The organism is Pseudomonas sp. Gutcm_11s (assembly GCF_028649395.1).
In the GTDB taxonomy this organism is placed as follows: Bacteria; Pseudomonadota; Gammaproteobacteria; order Pseudomonadales; family Pseudomonadaceae; genus Aquipseudomonas.
This window is the reverse complement of the sequence record NZ_JAQSUW010000014.1, coordinates 288077-304081: the sequence shown is the minus strand read 5'-3', so window position 1 is coordinate 304081 and position 16005 is coordinate 288077. Positions and strand designations below refer to the sequence as shown.

Here is a 16005-nt window from a genome sequence, read left to right as displayed (position 1 = left end):
AACTAAGGCCCGCCGCCGGCCTTCTATCTGCATGACACGGACAGAAGGAGGCGCCTGCGATGGCACTAGCGTGGACCGTCAACCGGCCTGGGCGGCCGGGACACTGAGCATGGTGGGTGGACTCCTGCTGCTAGCACGCGCCGTCGGGCTGCTGCTGACTCTCAGCGGCATTGCCTTAATCGCCGTCGCCCTGCGCCATCCGCAGATGCAGCCGGCGCTGGTGCCACTGTTCTCCGGCCTGGCCCTGCTGCTCGGCGGAGTGCCACTGCTGCTACGCCGTGCGGAGGCAGTGCTGTTCTACAGCCTGCTGATCCTGTTGGCCGGGCTCTGGGCGCTGATCGAGCCTGGCATCGACGGCTGGCACCTGCTGCCAGGGCTGGTGCTATGGCTGGCCTTGGGCGTGATGCTGCTGCCGGTCAACCACCTGCTCGCCCAGATCACGGAGAACAAGCCATGAGCGAGGCCTGGCTCGACCTGTTGCCCTGGCCGGAAGTCCGCACCCTGCTGGTGGCATTGCTGGTCGCGACGATCGCCAGCCTGATCATGTACTGGGCGCTGCGCCTGCTGGTACGCGTCGCCCGGCCCCTGCCCTTCGCCGCCGAGATGCTGCAGCGTGCCCGCGACCCGCTGCGCCTGCTGGTGCCGCTGTTCGGCGTGCAGATGGTGCTGAGCAGCGCGCCAGACGAGCTGATGCTGATCGACGGCGCCAGGCGCCTGGTCTCGCTGGCGATGATCGCCGCCTTCACCTGGCTGGGCTTGCGTGTCGCCGACGCGATCCAGCGGGTCATCGTCGCGCGCCACCCGGTGAACGTGGTCGACAACCTGCAGGCCCGCCGCATCCATACCCAGACCCGCGTGCTGGTCCGCACCCTCAGCGGCTTCGTGGTGATCTTCGGTGCGGCCTGCATGCTCATGACCTTCCCCGCCGCACGCCAGTTTGGTACCAGCCTGCTCGCCTCCGCCGGCCTCGCCGGGCTGGCCGTGGGCTTCGCCGCCAAGCCGGTGCTGGGCAACCTGATCGCCGGCCTGCAGATCGCCCTGACCCAGCCGATCCGCCTGGACGACGTGGTGATTGTCGAGAACGAATGGGGGCGCATCGAGGAAATCACCGGCAGCTACGTGGTCGTGCGCGTCTGGGACGACCGCCGCCTGGTGGTGCCGCTGCAATGGTTCATCGAGCACCCGTTCCAGAACTGGACTCGGCGCACCTCGTCGCTGACCGGCGCGGTAGTGTTCTGGGTCGATTATTCGACGCCGCTGGAGCCGCTGCGCAAGGAGCTCGAGCGCCTGTGCGGCGAAGCCCGCCACCTGTGGGACGGCCGCGTCAGCGTGCTGCAGGTGGTGGACGCCGGCGAGCGCGCCCTGCAGCTGCGCGTGCTGGTCAGCTCGCTGGACTCCTCGCGCAACTGGGACCTGCGCTGCTTCCTGCGCGAGAACCTGGTGAACTTCATCTGTGCCCACTTTCCCGGCTGCCTGCCGCAGCTGCGCGCCTCGGTGGGCAGCGCCTCGGGCATCGACCTGGTGGATCAGCAGCCCGAGGGCAATGTGGTGGAGGCCGAACGCCAGCCCCCGGTCTAGAGCTCTAGAGCGCGCGCAGGCGCTCGTAGTAGTAAGGCAGCTGCAGCAGCGCATAGCGCGCCGCCGCATAGCGCACCTCGTTGCGCTCACCCTCGAACTTGAGCGTCTCGCTGACCACACCCTCGTGGTCGTTGATGCGCATGGCGCAGGCGAAGCACTGCACTCCGTCCATGGGGCCGTCGGCCTGCGCCAGGCCGGTGTTGGCCAGGGCGATTTCGGCATGGCCCATCTTCAGCGCACCGAGGGCCATTTCCCGCGCCACCTCCTCGCTGGTCAGGCCGAAGCGCTCGATGGTCAGCTGGTTGACGCCCAGGCACAGCTGCTTGGCTTCCGGCGAATAGACCACGAAGCCGCTGTCGAGCACCTCGCCGCTGCCGGGAATCTCCGCCATCAGCGAAGCCATCAGGCCGCCGGTGCAGGACTCGGCGGTGCTCAGGGTCAGGTGGTACTTCGCCAGAAAGTGCACGACCTGTTCGACGCTCTGCATCTGCTCGACCTCTCTGCAATGGGCTCTGCTCTTGCCCTAAGGGGAGGTTCCGGCGCCTGCAAAGTTCAAGTTTCCCGCTACGTGGCGTGCCCCGATCCAACCGCCAAAAAAGTCGAAACTTTCCGCAAAGCACGTCAGTCAGGGAAAGAGTATGGGGTTGTCGGTTTCCGCAGCAGACGACGCCAGTCGGCGATTGGCGCCGACGTGGCCACTTCGCCTTGCTCGCCGCCCCATGCCCAGCGGCAAACCCGGTGCCGCGTCACCTCACAGGGAGAACGACATGGGCAATGCCGCACTGACCGCACGAATCGACTCACACGCCATGAACCAAGCACCGCAGCAACCGCACCTGCATGTCGAGAGCCTGCGTGAACAGAAGAAGCGCATTCTCTTCGTCAGCTCCGAGTTCGCCGACCTGGTGAAGGTGGGTGGTCTGGGGGACGTGTCGGCAGCGCTGCCGCGGGCATTGCAGGCTTACCACGACGTGCGCGTGCTGATTCCCGGTTATCGCCAGGTACTCGAAAGCGGCCAGCAGATCCGTATCGTCGGCGAGGTCGGCGGCCTGGCCGCCCTGCCGCCCTGCAAGATCGGGCGTATGGACCTGGCCGACGGCCTGATCGTCTATGTCCTGATCAACTCCGAGCTATACGAGCGCGACGGCACGCCCTATGGCGACACCCAGGGCCGGGACTGGCCGGACAACCACATCCGCTTCGCCCGCCTGGGCCTGGCCGCCGCCGAAATCGCCAGCGGCACTGCCTGCATCCGCTGGTGCCCGGAGCTGGTCCACGCCAACGACTGGCCGGCAGCCCTGGCCCCGGCCTACATGGCCTGGCGCCAGGTGGCCAGCCCGACCGTGCTGACCATCCATAACCTGGCCTATCAGGGGCTGTGCGAGATGCCGAGCAATGCCGAGCTGGGCATCCCCGCCGAGGCCTGCGACAGCGACGGCATGGAGTTCTACGGCAAGCTGTCGTTCCTCAAGGCCGGCATCGTCTACGCCAGCCACGTGACCACGGTGAGCCATACCTACGCCGAGGAAATCACCACGCCGGACTTCGGCTGCGGCCTGGACGGCATGCTGCGCGCCAAGGTCGATGCAGGCCAGCTCAGCGGCATCATCAACGGCATCGACGAGAGCTGGGAGCCGCGCAGCGACACGCACCTGGTGCAGGGCTTCGGCATCCGCCAGTGGCAAGGCAAGCACGCCAACGCCGAGTACGTCGAGCGCATGTTCGGCCTGGACGCCGACGATGGCCCGCTGTTCGCCGTGGTATCGCGCCTGGTCCAGCAGAAAGGCATCGACCTGACCAGCGCCGTGGCCGAGGAGATCGTCGCCCAGGGCGGCCGCCTGGTGGTGATCGGCCGCGGCGAACCGGACCTGGAAGCCGCCATGGCCGACCTAGGCCGCCGCCATCCGGGGCGCATCGGCGTGCACATCGGCTTCAACGAGACGGACGCGCGGCGCATCTTCGCCGCCAGCGACTTCCTGCTCATGCCCTCGCGCTTTGAGCCCTGCGGCCTCAGCCAGATGTACGCCCAGCGTTTCGGCTCGCTGCCCATCGCCCGCCGCACCGGCGGCCTGGCCGACACCATCGAGGATGGCGTCACCGGCTTCCTGTTCCGTGAGCCGACCCTGCAGAGCTACCTGGAGGCCGTGCAGCGCGCGCTGAACGTCTACCGCCACCCGGAGCTGCTCGACGCCATGCGCTGCCGCGCCATGGCCGCGCCGCTGTGCTGGCAGGATTCGGTGGAACCCTACGATCGCCTCTACCAGCAACTGCTGGGCGCCACCCAGGCGATGGCGGCGGACCCGCTGTGATGTATCGCCACGGCGCCCAGCGCCTGCAGGAGCGCACGCGTTTTCGCCTGTGGGCTCCCGACAGTCGCGAGGTGCAGCTGGAGGCCCAGGATGGCTCGCTGTACGCCATGCAGGCACAGGCCGAAGGCTGGTTCGAACTGGATCTGGCGTGCCCGGCCGACAGCGCCTACCGCTATCTGATCGACGGCCGCCTGCGCGTGCCGGACCCGGCATCGCGCCGCCAGTTTGGCGACGTGCATGGCTTCAGCCGGGTAGTCGAGCACCAGGCCTATGCCTGGCGCTACCCGAACTGGCAGGGGCGGCCCTGGCACCAGACCGTGCTCTACGAGCTGCATGCCGGCCTGTGTGGCGGCTTCCAGGGCGTCGAAACGCTGTTGCCACACCTGGCCCAGCTGGGCATCACCGCCATCGAACTGATGCCGCTGGGCGAGTTTCCCGGCCGGCGCAACTGGGGCTACGACGGCGTGCTGCCGTTCGCCCCGGCCGGCAGCTACGGCAGCCCCGAGGACCTCAAACACCTGATCGACAGCGCCCACGGCCAGGGCCTGATGGTGTTCATCGACGTGGTCTACAACCACTTCGGCCCCGAAGGCAACTACCTCGGCCAGTACGCCAGCGCCTTCTTCCGCGAGGACCGGCAGACGCCCTGGGGCGCCGCTATCGACTTCCGCCGCCCCGAGGTGCGCGACTTCTTCATCGAGAACGCACTGATGTGGCTGCAGGACTATCGCGTCGATGGCCTGCGCCTGGACGCGGTGCATGCCATCGATGACGACGGTTTTCTGGTCGAGCTGTCCGAGCGCGTGCGCGCCGCCGTCGAGCCCGGCCGCCACGTGCACCTGGTGCTGGAGAACGAGCACAACCGCGCCGAACTGCTGCGCCGCGGCTTCGATGCGCAGTGGAACGACGACGGCCACAACGCCCTGCACGTGCTGCTGACCGGCGAGCGCGAGGGCTACTACGCCGACTTCGCCAGCGACCCCACCGCCCAGCTCGCCACCTGCCTGGCCCAGGGCTTCGTCTACCAGGGCCAGGCCAATCGCCACGGCCAGCCACGTGGTGAGCCGAGCGGCGATCTGCCGCCAAGCGCCTTCGTGCAGTTCCTGCAGAACCACGACCAGGTCGGCAACCGCGCCTTCGGCGAGCGCCTGGCCGCCATGGCCGACGAGGACGCGCTCAAGGCCGCCAGCGTGCTGCAGATTCTCTCGCCCATGGTGCCGTTGCTGTTCATGGGCCAGGAATGGGGCTCGATCCAGCCGTTCCTGTTCTTCACCGACTACCAGAACGAGCTCGCCCAGGCCGTACGCGACGGGCGCCGTGGCGAGTTCGCCGAGTTCTCGCGCTTCGCCGACCCGGCGCAGCTGCAGCGCATCCCCGATCCCAATGCCATCTCCAGCTTCGAGCGCTCGCGGCCCGACCTGGACCCGGTCGCCCAGCCACGCCAGCGCGAGTGGCTGAGCTTCCACCGGCGCCTGTTGCGCCTGCGCCAGATCCACGTGGTTCCGGGGCTGCCTGGCGCCCGCTCGATCGGCGTGGAGGTGCTGGCCTATGGCGCACTGACCGCCAGCTGGCGCCTAGGCAATGGCCAGTTGCTGCGCATCGATATCAACCTGGGCGACACCGCGATAGAGACCGGCGCCCGCTCCCAGGCCGCCGAGCCGCTGTGCGCCTACCGGATCAACGACGAGGAGTACCGACGCGGCCTGCTCCCCGCGCGCAGCGCCCTGGCCACGCTGGAGGTGACGCCATGAGCGATGCCCTGCTGGCCGAGCTGGCCAACGCCGCGGGCATCGGCATCGACTGGGTGGATGCCAATGGCCATGCGCAGCGAGTTTCGCCAGAGGCGCAGCGGCGCCTGCTGGAGTCGCTCGGCCATTCGGCGCAGAGCGAGCAGCAGATCCGCGACAGCCTGGAGGAACTGCAGCAGCGTGAGCTGGCCGCACTGGTACCGCCGTTGCTGACCCTCGAGCTGGGCGACAACCTGCGGCTGGGCGGCCGGGAAGCGCATGCCGCCTACAACCTGACGCGCGAAGACGGCCAGGTCTTCAGCGGCCGCCTGGACGAGCAGGCCAGCCTCCCCTCGCCCGAACATCCCGGCTATTACCGGCTGGAGATCGGCGCCTCGCAGCTGACCCTGGCAGTGACTCCGGCCGCCTGCCGCAGCGTGCAGGAGCTGTGCGGCAAACCCCGCGCCTGGGGCCTGAGCGCACAGCTGTATGGCCTGCGCCGCCACGGCGACGGCGGCCTCGGCGACACCCGCGCCCTGGAGGACCTGGCACGTCACGCGGCCAACCTGGGTGCCGACGCGCTGGCGATCAGCCCGGTGCACGCCATGTTCGGTGCGGCGCACAACCACTACAGCCCGTATTCGCCGTCCAGTCGACTGTTCTTCAATGTGCTGCATGCGGCGCCGGGCCAGCTGCTGGGCAGCGAGGCGGTTGCCAGTGCCATCGCCACCTGCGGCCTGCAGGACGAAATGGCGCGCCTGGAGCGCCAGGAACTGATCGACTGGCCGGCAGTGAGCGAGGCCCGTCAGCGCCTGCTCAGCCAGCTCTACCGCGACTTCCGCCTGCTCGATGGCGCCCTGCTCGGCGACTTCGTCGCCTTCTGCGATGCCGGCGGCGACGCCCTGCTGCAGCACTGCCGCTTCGAAGCGCTGCACGGCCACATGCTGCGTTGCGGCGAATCCGGCGACTGGCGCCAGTGGCCGCAGGCGCTGCGTGATCCACACGGGCCGGCGGTGCGCTCGTTCGCCAGCGACTACGCCGACGAGGTCGGCCTGCATGCCTTCGGCCAGTGGCTGATCGCCCATGGCCTGGAAAGCGCGCAGACAGTGGCCGGCGGCTCTGGCATGGGCATCGGCCTGATCGCCGACCTGGCGGTGGGCGCCGACCCGGCCGGCAGCCAGGCCTGGACGCGCCAGGGCGAGCTGCTGAGCGACGTTACCGTCGGCGCGCCACCGGACATCCTCAACCGCAGCGGGCAGAACTGGGGCGTGGCCGCCTTCTCGCCCGAAGGGCTGCGTCGCCACGGTTACCGCGCCTTCATCGAGATGCTCCAGGCCAACCTGGCGCACGCCGGCGGCATCCGCATCGACCATGTGATGGGTTTGCAGCGCCTGTGGGTCATTCCGCGCGGTGGCGACGCCCAGGACGGCGCCTACCTGCGCTATCCGCTGCAGGACCTGCTGCGCCTGCTGGCCCTGGAGTCGCACCGCCACCGCGCGCTGGTCATCGGCGAAGACCTCGGCACCGTACCCACGGGCCTGCGCGAAGAACTGGCGCGGCGCAACATCCTCGGCATGCGCGTGCTGCTGTTCGAGCAGCAGGATGGCCGCTTCATCGCGCCGCAGCACTGGCCGCGCGATGCCCTGGCCACCAGCACCACCCATGACCTGCCGAGCCTGGGTGGCTGGTTCGCCGGGCGCGATATCGACTGGCGCCTGCGGGCCGGCCACAGCCAGGCAGAACGCGAGCAGGACGACCGCGCCGAACGCCAGCGCGAGACCGCGGCCCTGCGCCAGGCCCTGGCCGAGCACGGCCGGCAGAACAGCGCCGGCAGCCCGGACGAGCAGCTGACGGCCTGCATCGACTACCTCGGCAGCACGCCGGCGCCGCTGGTGTTGCTGCCACTGGAGGATGCCACCGGCCAGGTCGAGCAACCCAACCTGCCTGGCCCCGGCGCCATCCACCCGAACTGGCGCCGGCGCTACGCCCTGCCCGCCCGCGAACTGCTGGAGCAGCCGGACACCCGGCAGCGCCTGGAGCGCCTCGATGCGGCGCGTCGGGAGGCCGGCAATGGCTGATCTGCGCGCCACCCTGCGCCTGCAGTTCCACCAGGGTTTCACCCTGCACGACGCGGTGTCGCTGGTGCCCTACTTCTCGCGCCTGGGCATCAGCCATATCTACGCCTCGCCATTGCTCACCGCGCGGCCCGGCTCGATGCACGGCTATGACGTGGTCGATCCGACCCGCATCAACCCCGAACTCGGCGGCGAGCCGGGCCTGGTGCGCCTGGCCGAGGCCCTGCATGGCCGCGACATGGGCCTGATCCTCGACATAGTGCCCAACCACATGGCGGTCGGCGGCGATGCCAACCCCTGGTGGCTGGACCTGCTGGAGTGGGGCCAGAACAGCCCCTTCGCCAAGTTCTTCGACATCCAGTGGAACTCGCCCGACCCGCTGCTGACCGGCCAGTTGCTGGTGCCCTTCCTGCGCTGCGACTACGGCGAGGCGCTGGGCAACGGCGACATCGCCCTGCATTTCGACCGCGAGCGCGGCAGCTTCTACGCCCAGCACTTCGAGCACCGCCTGCCGATCACCCCGCCCAGCTACGGCGAGATACTGCGCGGTGCCGACGACGCGGCACTGGCCGCCCTGGCGCGCCGCTTCGATGCCTTGCAGGGCTCCAGCAACGCCTGGCGCGAGGCCCAGCGCCTGTGCGCCGAGCTGGCCGAACTGGGCCGTCCGGAAGTCGGCGGCGAGGCGATACCCCGCGCGCTGGCGCGCTATCACTGTGATAGCGACGCCGGCCTGCAGCGCCTGCACCTGCTGCTCGAACGCCAGCACTACCGCGTGGCCAGCTGGCGCACAGCGGCCGACGACATCAACTGGCGGCGCTTCTTCGACATCAACGAGCTGGGCGGCCTGCGCGTCGAGCGCCCCGAGGTGTTCGAGCTGACCCACGGCAAGATCTTCCAGCTGATCGAACAGGGCCTGGTCGACGGCCTGCGCATCGACCATGTCGATGGCCTGGCCAACCCGCATGCCTACTGCCGCGGTCTGCGCCGCCGGGTCGAACGGCTGCTGCAGAAACGTCCTCAGCCTTTGAACGGCGGGCATTTCCCAATCTACGTGGAGAAGATTCTCGGTAGCGACGAGCACCTGCCGGACAGCTGGGCCGTGGACGGCAGCACCGGCTACGACTTCATGAACCAGCTGTCGCTGCTGCAGCATGATCCACAGGGTGAACAGCCCCTACGCGAGTTGTGGGCCGAGCTGAGCGGGCGCCCGGCGGACTTCGCCGAGGAAGTGCTGGAGGCACGCCGCCTGGTGCTGACCGGCTCGCTGGCCGGTGACCTGGAAGAAGTCACCCAGGGCCTGCTGCAGGTGGCGCGCAACGACATCGCCACCCGCGACCTGACCCTGGGCTCGATCCGCCGTGCACTGCTGGAGCTGATCGTGCACTTCCCGGTGTACCGCACCTACGTCGGCGGCGCGGGTCGCTCCGCGCAGGATCGGCGCATGTTCGAGCAGGCCCTGGACGGTGCGCGCCAGACCCTGGCCGAGGCCGACTGGCCGCTGCTGGAACACCTCGACCGCTGGCTCGGCGGCCAGCCATTGAACGACCTGCCGCCGGGGCGGCCACGGCGCCTGCGCGCGCGGGTGCTGGCGCGCTTCCAGCAGTTGACCTCGCCGGTGGCGGCCAAGGCCGTGGAGGACACCGCCTTCTACCGCAGCGGCCTGCTGCTGTCGCGCTACGACGTAGGCTTCGATGCGGAACACTTCAGCCGCCCGCTCGAACACTTTCACCGCCTCTGTCAGGAACGCCAGCAACACTTCCCATTGGCCCTGCTGGCCAGCGCCACCCACGACCACAAGCGCGGCGAAGACAGCCGCGCACGCCTGGCCGTGCTCAGCGAGCGCGCCAACTGGTACGCCGAGCGGGTGCGCCACTGGCAGCAACTGGCGGAGCCCTTGCGCAGCGACATCGCGCCAACCGCAGGCGAGGCACTGGTGCTGTACCAGGCCCTGCTCGGCAGTTGGCCGCTCGACCTGGCCGCGGACGACCAGACTGGCCTGCAAATCTATCTGCAGCGCCTGCTCGGCTGGCAGCAGAAGGCCCTGCGTGAAGCCAAGCTCAGCAGCAGCTGGAGCGCGCCGAACGACGCCCACGAAGCGGCGTGCGCACAGTTCCTCGAACGCCTGCTGACCGGCGACAACGGGCGCGAGCTGCGCCGTGAACTGGCCGCAGCGGCAAACGACCTGGCCCCGGCCGGTGCGCTCAACTCCCTCGCCCAGTGCCTGTTGCGCCTTACCGCCCCCGGCGTGCCGGACCTGTATCAGGGCGCCGAATACTGGGACTTCAGCCTGGTCGACCCGGACAACCGCCAGCTGCCGGATTTCACCGCGCGCATGCACTCGCTCAGCGGGCTGGAAGAGCCCGGCGATCTGCTGCGCCACTGGCGCGACGGACGCATCAAGCAGTGGTTGATCGCCAGCGTGCTGGCCATCCGTCATGGCCGTCCGCAACTGTTCGCGGCTGGCGACTACCTGCCGCTGCGCATCGAGGGCGAGCACGCCGACAGCGCCCTGGCCTTCGCTCGCCATCTGGATGGCGTGTACCTGATCACCATCGTGCCGCGCCTGGCAGCCGATCTGCTCGGCACGAGCAGCCAGCCGTTGGTGCCCGCCGAACGCTGGGGCGATACCCGCGTGGTGCTGCCGGAGGGCGCCGCCGGCCTGTGCCTGAGTGCCGTCTTCCCACCCTGCCAGCCGGCCGGCGGCGCGACCCTGCCGCTGGCCGAAGTGCTGGCGGAATTCCCGGTCAACCTCATCTGCCTCAAACCCCATCCCCAGGAGCAGCACCATGAGCATCAGTGAGCAGCGCGTACGCGAATTCGCCTATCAGATCTGGGAATCCGAGGGTAAACCCGCCGGCCAGGAAGACCGCCACTGGGCCATGGCCCGCAAGCTGGCGGAAGCCGAGGCGGCCGGTGAACAGCTGCAGCAACAGCAGCCGCTCAAGCCCAAGCGCATCAGCAAGCCCAAGGCCGTGACGCTGGCCGAGGCCGAAGCGCAGGCCGCGCAGCCAGAGCTGCTGAAGAAGCCGCGTGCGCCGCGCTCCGGCACGCCCAAGACACCCAAGGTTTGAGGTGACGCCATGGGCTCGCGTATCGCCGAAGGGCACCCCTTCCCGCTGGGTGCCACCTGGGATGGCCTGGGCGTCAACTTCGCCCTGTTCTCCGCCCACGCCACCAAGGTCGAGCTGTGCCTGTTCGACGAGCAGGGCCAGACCGAGCTCGAGCGCATCGAGCTTCCCGAATACACCGACGAGATCTGGCACGGCTACCTGCCGGACGCCCATCCGGGCCAGGTCTACGGCTACCGGGTCTACGGCCCCTATGAGCCGGACGCCGGGCATCGCTTCAACCCCAACAAGCTGCTGATCGACCCCTATGCCAAGCAGCTGGTGGGCCGGCTCAAGTGGTCCGAGGCGCTGTTCGGCTACACCATCGGCCATGCCGACGCCGACCTCAGCTTCGACGAGCGCGACAGCGCGGCCTTCGTGCCGAAGAGCAAGGTGATGGACCCGGCCTTCACCTGGGGCGAACAGGCGCCGATCCGCGTGCCGTGGGACTCCACCGTCGTCTACGAAACCCACCTGCGCGGCATCAGCATGCGCCACCCGGCCGTGCCCGAGGCATTGCGCGGCACCTGCGCCGGGCTGATGAACCCGGAGTTGCTGCGCCATATCCGCTCGCTCGGCGTCTCCAGCATCGAGCTGCTGCCGGTACATGCCTTCGTCAACGACCAGCACCTGCTGGAAAAGGGCATGAACAACTACTGGGGCTACAACAGCATCGCCTTCTTCGCCCCGCACCCGGCCTACCTGGCCAGCGGCAAGGTGGGCGAGTTCAAGGAAATGGTCGCCCACCTGCATGACGCCGGCCTCGAGCTGATCCTCGACGTGGTCTACAACCACACCGCCGAGGGCAACGAGCGCGGCCCGACCCTGAGCATGCGCGGCATCGACAACGCCAGCTACTACCGGCTGATGCCGGACGACCGGCGCTACTACATCAACGATTCCGGCACCGGCAACACCCTGGACCTGTCGCACCCCTGCGTGCTGCAGATGGTCACCGACTCGCTGCGCTACTGGGCCACCGAGATGCGCGTGGACGGTTTCCGCTTCGACCTGGCGACCATCCTCGGCCGCTACGTCGACGGCTTCGACGAGCGCCACAGTTTCCTCGTCGCCTGTCGTCAGGACCCGGTACTGAGCAAGGTCAAGCTGATCGCCGAGCCCTGGGACTGCGGCCCCGGCGGCTACCAGGTCGGCGGCTTCCCGCCCGGCTGGGCGGAGTGGAACGACAAGTTCCGCGACAACGCACGGGCCTTCTGGAAAGGCGACGAGGGCCAGCTGGCCGAGCTGGCCAGCCGCCTCACCGCCTCGGGCGATCTGTACGACCAGCGCGGTCGCCGGCCCTTCACCTCGGTCAACTTCATCACCGCCCACGACGGCTTCACCCTGCGTGACCTGGTGTCCTACGACCACAAGCACAACCAGGACAACGACGAGGACAACCGCGACGGCACCGACCACAACATCTCCTGGAACCATGGCCACGAAGGCCCTACGGACGATGCCGGCATCCGCGAGCTGCGCCTGCGGCAGATGCGCAACCTGCTGGGCACCCTGCTGTTCGCCCAGGGCACGCCGATGCTGCTGGCTGGCGACGAGTTCGGCCGCACCCAGCACGGCAACAACAACCCCTACTGCCAGGACAACGAGCTGAGCTGGGTGGACTGGAACATCGACGACGAGGGACGCGGGCTGATCGACTTCACCCGCCGTCTGATCGCCCTGCGCCGCGCCTACCCCATCCTGCGCCGCGGGCGCTTCCTGGTCGGGCATTACAACGAGGAACTGGGGGTCAAGGACGTCACCTGGCTGACGCCGGATGGTGAGGAAATGAGCGAAGAGCACTGGCACGACGCCGAGGCCCGCTGCATGGGCATGCTCATGGACGGCCGCGCCCAGCCCACCGGCATCCACCGCAGCGGCGAGGATGCCACCCTGCTGCTGATCCTAAGTGCGTACCACGAAGTCGTGGAATTCCTCCTCCCGGAAGTCGCCGAAGGCAGCGCCTGGCGTTGCCTGGTGGACAGCGCCAGGCCCCAGCTGCGTGGCGTCGAGCCGCAGCCGTTCGGCAGCCGGCACGCGGTGGAGGCGCGCTCGCTGCTGCTGTTCGAGCTGCAGACCGATGGTGGCAAAAAAGCCTGAACGGCCTCGCTGGCCTCAAGTCCCAACCTGAGTAGGCAGCAGACCAGGGGGAACCCATGACAACGAGCCACACTAGCTCGGCGAAGTGCATCGTCGCTTCGACAGGCCGGGAGGTTGGTGCATGACCGACGCCTTGCCCATCCTCACCGTGGACAGCGCGCCAGCCGTGCAGCAGCTGCGGGTGCTGACCATCAACACGCACAAGGGCTTCACCGCGCTCAACCGGCGCTTCATCCTGCCCGAGCTACGCGAGGCGGTGCGCGCCACCGGTGCCGACCTGGTGTTTCTCCAGGAGGTGCTCGGCACCCACCAGCGCCACGCCCGCCGCCACCGCAACTGGCCAGACACGCCGCACTACGAATTCCTCGCCGACAGCATGTGGCCGCAGTTCGCCTATGGGCGCAACGCGGTCTACCCGGACGGCGATCACGGCAACGCGCTGCTCAGCAAGTTTCCCATCAGCCACTACGAGAACCTCGACGTGTCGATCGGCGTGGTCGAGCAACGCGGCCTGCTGCATTGCGTGTTGCAGGTTCCCGGCCCGCATGAGGTGCATGCGGTGTGCGTGCACCTGGGGCTGCGCGAGCACCACCGCCAGCAGCAGCTGCGCCTGCTCTGCCGCCTGCTCGAAGGCATGCCGGCCGATGCCCCGGTAATCGTTGCCGGCGACTTCAACGACTGGCGCCTGCGGGCCAGCGCCATTCTCGCCGAGCAGGGCCTGCACGAGGTCTTCGCTAGCGACCTGGGCGAGCCGGCCAAGAGCTTTCCGGCGCGCTGGCCACTGCTGCGCCTGGACCGCATCTACGTACGCAACGCTAGCAGCCACGGCCCGACTGTGCTCTCCACGCGCCCGTGGTCGCACCTCTCCGACCATGCCCCGCTGGCCGTGGAGGTGCATCTATGAGCCAGCACCTGAGCTACCAGTGGCGTGAAGGCAACGAGGTGGACCTGCTGATCAACGGCGAGGATTACTACCCGCGGGTGTTCGAATGCATCCGCCAGGCGCGCAGCGAAGTGCTGATCGAGACCTTCATAATCTTCGAGGACAAGGTCGGCCAGGAGCTGCAGCAAGTACTGATCGAAGCGGCCCAGCGCGGCGTGCGCGTGGAGCTGACGGTGGACGGCTACGGCAGCGCCGACCTCAGTCGCGAGTTCGTCATCGCCATGACCGCCGCCGGGGTCAACCTGCATGTCTTCGACCCCAGCCCGCGCTGGCTGGGGGTGCGCACCAACCTGTTCCGCCGCCTGCACCGCAAGATCGTGGTGGTCGACGGCAAGCGCGCCTTCGTCGGCGGCATCAACTATTCGGCGGACCACCTGGGCGACTTCGGGCCGATGGCCAAGCAGGACTACGCCGTGGAAGTCGCCGGCCCGGTGGTGGCCGACCTGCACCGCGCCAGCCTGCGCCTGATGCGCCCTGCCCTGGATGCGCCCAGCGACGTCCAGCCGGACGGCCGAGCTGCCGGCGCTGCCCGTATGCTGCTGTCGATCCGGGACAACAACGGGCACAGCCGCGACATCGAGGCCCAGTACCTGCTGGCCATTCGCGCCGCCAGGCAGCGCCTGGTCATCGCCAACGCCTACTTCTTCCCCGGCTACCGCCTGCTGCGCGAGATGCGCAACGCCGCGCGGCGCGGCGTGCAGGTAACGCTGATCCTCCAGGGCCAGCCCGACATGCCCTGGGCGCGGGGCTTCTCGCGCATGCTCTACAACTACCTGCTGCGCGACGGCGTGGAGATCTACGAGTACTGCCAGCGCCCGCTGCACGGCAAGGTCGCCCTGGCGGACGATGAATGGGCCACGGTGGGCTCCAGCAACCTCGACCCGCTGAGCCTGGCACTCAACCTGGAGGCCAACCTGATCCTGCGCGACGCCCGCTTCAACCAGCGGCTGTTCGAGCACCTGCAGGGCCTGGCCAGCGAACACTGCAAGCGCATCAGCCTGGAGCGTGCCATTCGCGGCTACTGGTGGCGCGCGCCGCTGATCTTCCTGTGCTTCCACTTCACCCGGCTGTTTCCCGCCATCGCCGGCTGGTTCCCAGCCCATTCGCCGCACCTGACCTCGCTGCGCCCGGATGCGCAGGAGCAGGCGCAAACCTGCTTCGACCAGGGCAAGCCCTCATGAGCCAGTCCCACGCCAACCCCTGGATCGTCTGGGGCAAACGCCTGCTCACCACCTTCTTCTTCATCCTGGTGCCGGTCCTGCTGTTCCTGCTGGTGAAGAACCTGGAGTGGAACGATGTGGTGCAGGCGCTGCGCAGCTACAGCGCGCCGACCCTGGCGGCCTGTGTCGGCATCACCGCCGCCAGTTTCCTGATCTTCGCCAGCTACGACCTGCTCGGGCGCATCTACACCGGCCACCACCTGCCGGCGCGGCAGATACTGCCGCTGACCTTCGTCTGCTACGCCTTCAACCTCAACCTCAGCTCCTGGGTCGGCGCCATCGCCCTGCGCTACCGCCTCTATTCGCGGCTGGGCCTGGGCATGGCGACGGTGACGCGCATCCTCACCTTCAGCCTGATCACCAACTGGCTGGGCTACCTGATCCTCGCCGGCGGCGTGTTCGCGCTACGCCTGGTGCGCCTGCCCGAGCAATGGGAGATCGGCGCGACGGCGCTGCAGATGATCGGCGTCGGCCTGCTGCTGGTGGCCGCCACCTACCTGCTGGCCTGCCGCTTCGCCCGCCGCCGCTCCTGGTCCTGGCGTGATCACGAGGTCACGCTGCCGCCGCTGAAGCTGGCCCTAGCCCAGGCCGGCATGTCCATGTGCAACTGGTCGCTCTCCAGCCTGCTGGTGTTCCTGCTGCTGCCCGCGGGAATCGACTACCCGACCGTGCTCGGCATCATGCTGGTCAGCAGCATCGCTGGCGTGATCACCCACATCCCCGCCGGCCTCGGCGTGCTGGAAGCGGTGTTCATTGCCATGCTGCAGGGCCAGGCGTCGAAGGGCGCCGTACTCGCCGCGCTGATCGGCTACCGCGCCATCTACCTGCTGTTGCCACTGCTGGTGGCCGTGGTGGTCTACCTGGTGCTGGAAAAACGAGCCAAGGCGCTACGGCAGAAGTCCGAGCGTTCCGGGCGGCTGAAGACCGAAGGCGCCTGATACGCCTG

At 68.6% G+C, this 16005-nt stretch carries 12 protein-coding genes; 11 read left to right on the top strand and 1 reads right to left on the bottom strand.

Going from position 1 to position 16005, the window contains the following annotated elements; genetic code table 11:
- Positions 1 to 109: 109 nt before the first annotated feature.
- Together PTT45_RS12360 and PTT45_RS12355 are read left to right on the top strand one after the other, a co-directional pair.
- The gene (locus PTT45_RS12360; RefSeq protein WP_273813591.1) at positions 110 to 457 is read left to right on the top strand and encodes a hypothetical protein; all 348 of its coding nucleotides are present in this window, start codon (positions 110 to 112) and stop codon (positions 455 to 457) included.
- The gene (locus PTT45_RS12355) at positions 454 to 1578 is read left to right on the top strand and encodes a mechanosensitive ion channel family protein (RefSeq protein WP_273813590.1); all 1125 of its coding nucleotides are present in this window, start codon (positions 454 to 456) and stop codon (positions 1576 to 1578) included. Before PTT45_RS12360 ends, PTT45_RS12355 begins: the two co-directional genes overlap by 4 nt.
- Positions 1579 to 1582: 4 nt before the next feature.
- Here the strand turns inward: PTT45_RS12355 and PTT45_RS12350 are convergent, their stop codons facing one another.
- Positions 1583 to 2065: a CinA family protein gene (locus tag PTT45_RS12350; RefSeq protein WP_273813589.1), complete on the bottom strand. Its 483-nt coding sequence runs from the start codon at positions 2063 to 2065 to the stop codon at positions 1583 to 1585.
- Between the two features lie 322 nt (positions 2066 to 2387).
- Here PTT45_RS12350 and glgA point away from each other — a divergent pair, with 322 nt between their 5' ends.
- From glgA to PTT45_RS12305, 9 genes are all read left to right on the top strand, one after another.
- The gene (glgA, locus tag PTT45_RS12345; protein WP_273813588.1) at positions 2388 to 3887 is read left to right on the top strand and encodes a glycogen synthase GlgA; all 1500 of its coding nucleotides are present in this window, start codon (positions 2388 to 2390) and stop codon (positions 3885 to 3887) included.
- Positions 3887 to 5638, top strand: coding sequence for a malto-oligosyltrehalose trehalohydrolase (treZ, locus tag PTT45_RS12340; protein WP_273813587.1), 1752 nt, complete (start codon positions 3887 to 3889; stop codon positions 5636 to 5638). The genes glgA and treZ overlap by 1 nt, the downstream gene beginning before the upstream one ends.
- Positions 5635 to 7692: a 4-alpha-glucanotransferase gene (gene malQ / locus PTT45_RS12335; protein WP_273813586.1), complete on the top strand. Its 2058-nt coding sequence runs from the start codon at positions 5635 to 5637 to the stop codon at positions 7690 to 7692. Before treZ ends, malQ begins: the two co-directional genes overlap by 4 nt.
- Entirely contained in the window at positions 7685 to 10489 is a 2805-nt protein-coding gene (locus tag PTT45_RS12330; RefSeq protein ID WP_273813585.1) for a malto-oligosyltrehalose synthase, read from the top strand. The genes malQ and PTT45_RS12330 overlap by 8 nt, the downstream gene beginning before the upstream one ends.
- The gene (locus PTT45_RS12325; protein ID WP_273813584.1) at positions 10476 to 10760 is read left to right on the top strand and encodes a DUF2934 domain-containing protein; all 285 of its coding nucleotides are present in this window, start codon (positions 10476 to 10478) and stop codon (positions 10758 to 10760) included. The genes PTT45_RS12330 and PTT45_RS12325 overlap by 14 nt, the downstream gene beginning before the upstream one ends.
- Positions 10761 to 10769: 9 nt before the next feature.
- On the top strand, positions 10770 to 12896 hold the full coding sequence (glgX, locus tag PTT45_RS12320) for a glycogen debranching protein GlgX (protein ID WP_273813583.1): 2127 nt from the start codon (positions 10770 to 10772) through the stop codon (positions 12894 to 12896).
- A gap of 121 nt (positions 12897 to 13017) precedes the next feature.
- A complete protein-coding gene (locus tag PTT45_RS12315) occupies positions 13018 to 13800 on the top strand; it encodes an endonuclease/exonuclease/phosphatase family protein (protein WP_273813582.1) in 783 nt (260 codons plus the stop codon).
- Positions 13801 to 13808: 8 nt separating this feature from the next.
- On the top strand, positions 13809 to 15020 hold the full coding sequence (clsB, locus tag PTT45_RS12310; RefSeq protein WP_273814239.1) for a cardiolipin synthase ClsB: 1212 nt from the start codon (positions 13809 to 13811) through the stop codon (positions 15018 to 15020).
- Entirely contained in the window at positions 15017 to 15997 is a 981-nt protein-coding gene (locus PTT45_RS12305; RefSeq protein WP_273813581.1) for a lysylphosphatidylglycerol synthase domain-containing protein, read from the top strand. The genes clsB and PTT45_RS12305 overlap by 4 nt, the downstream gene beginning before the upstream one ends.
- Positions 15998 to 16005 lie beyond the last annotated feature (8 nt).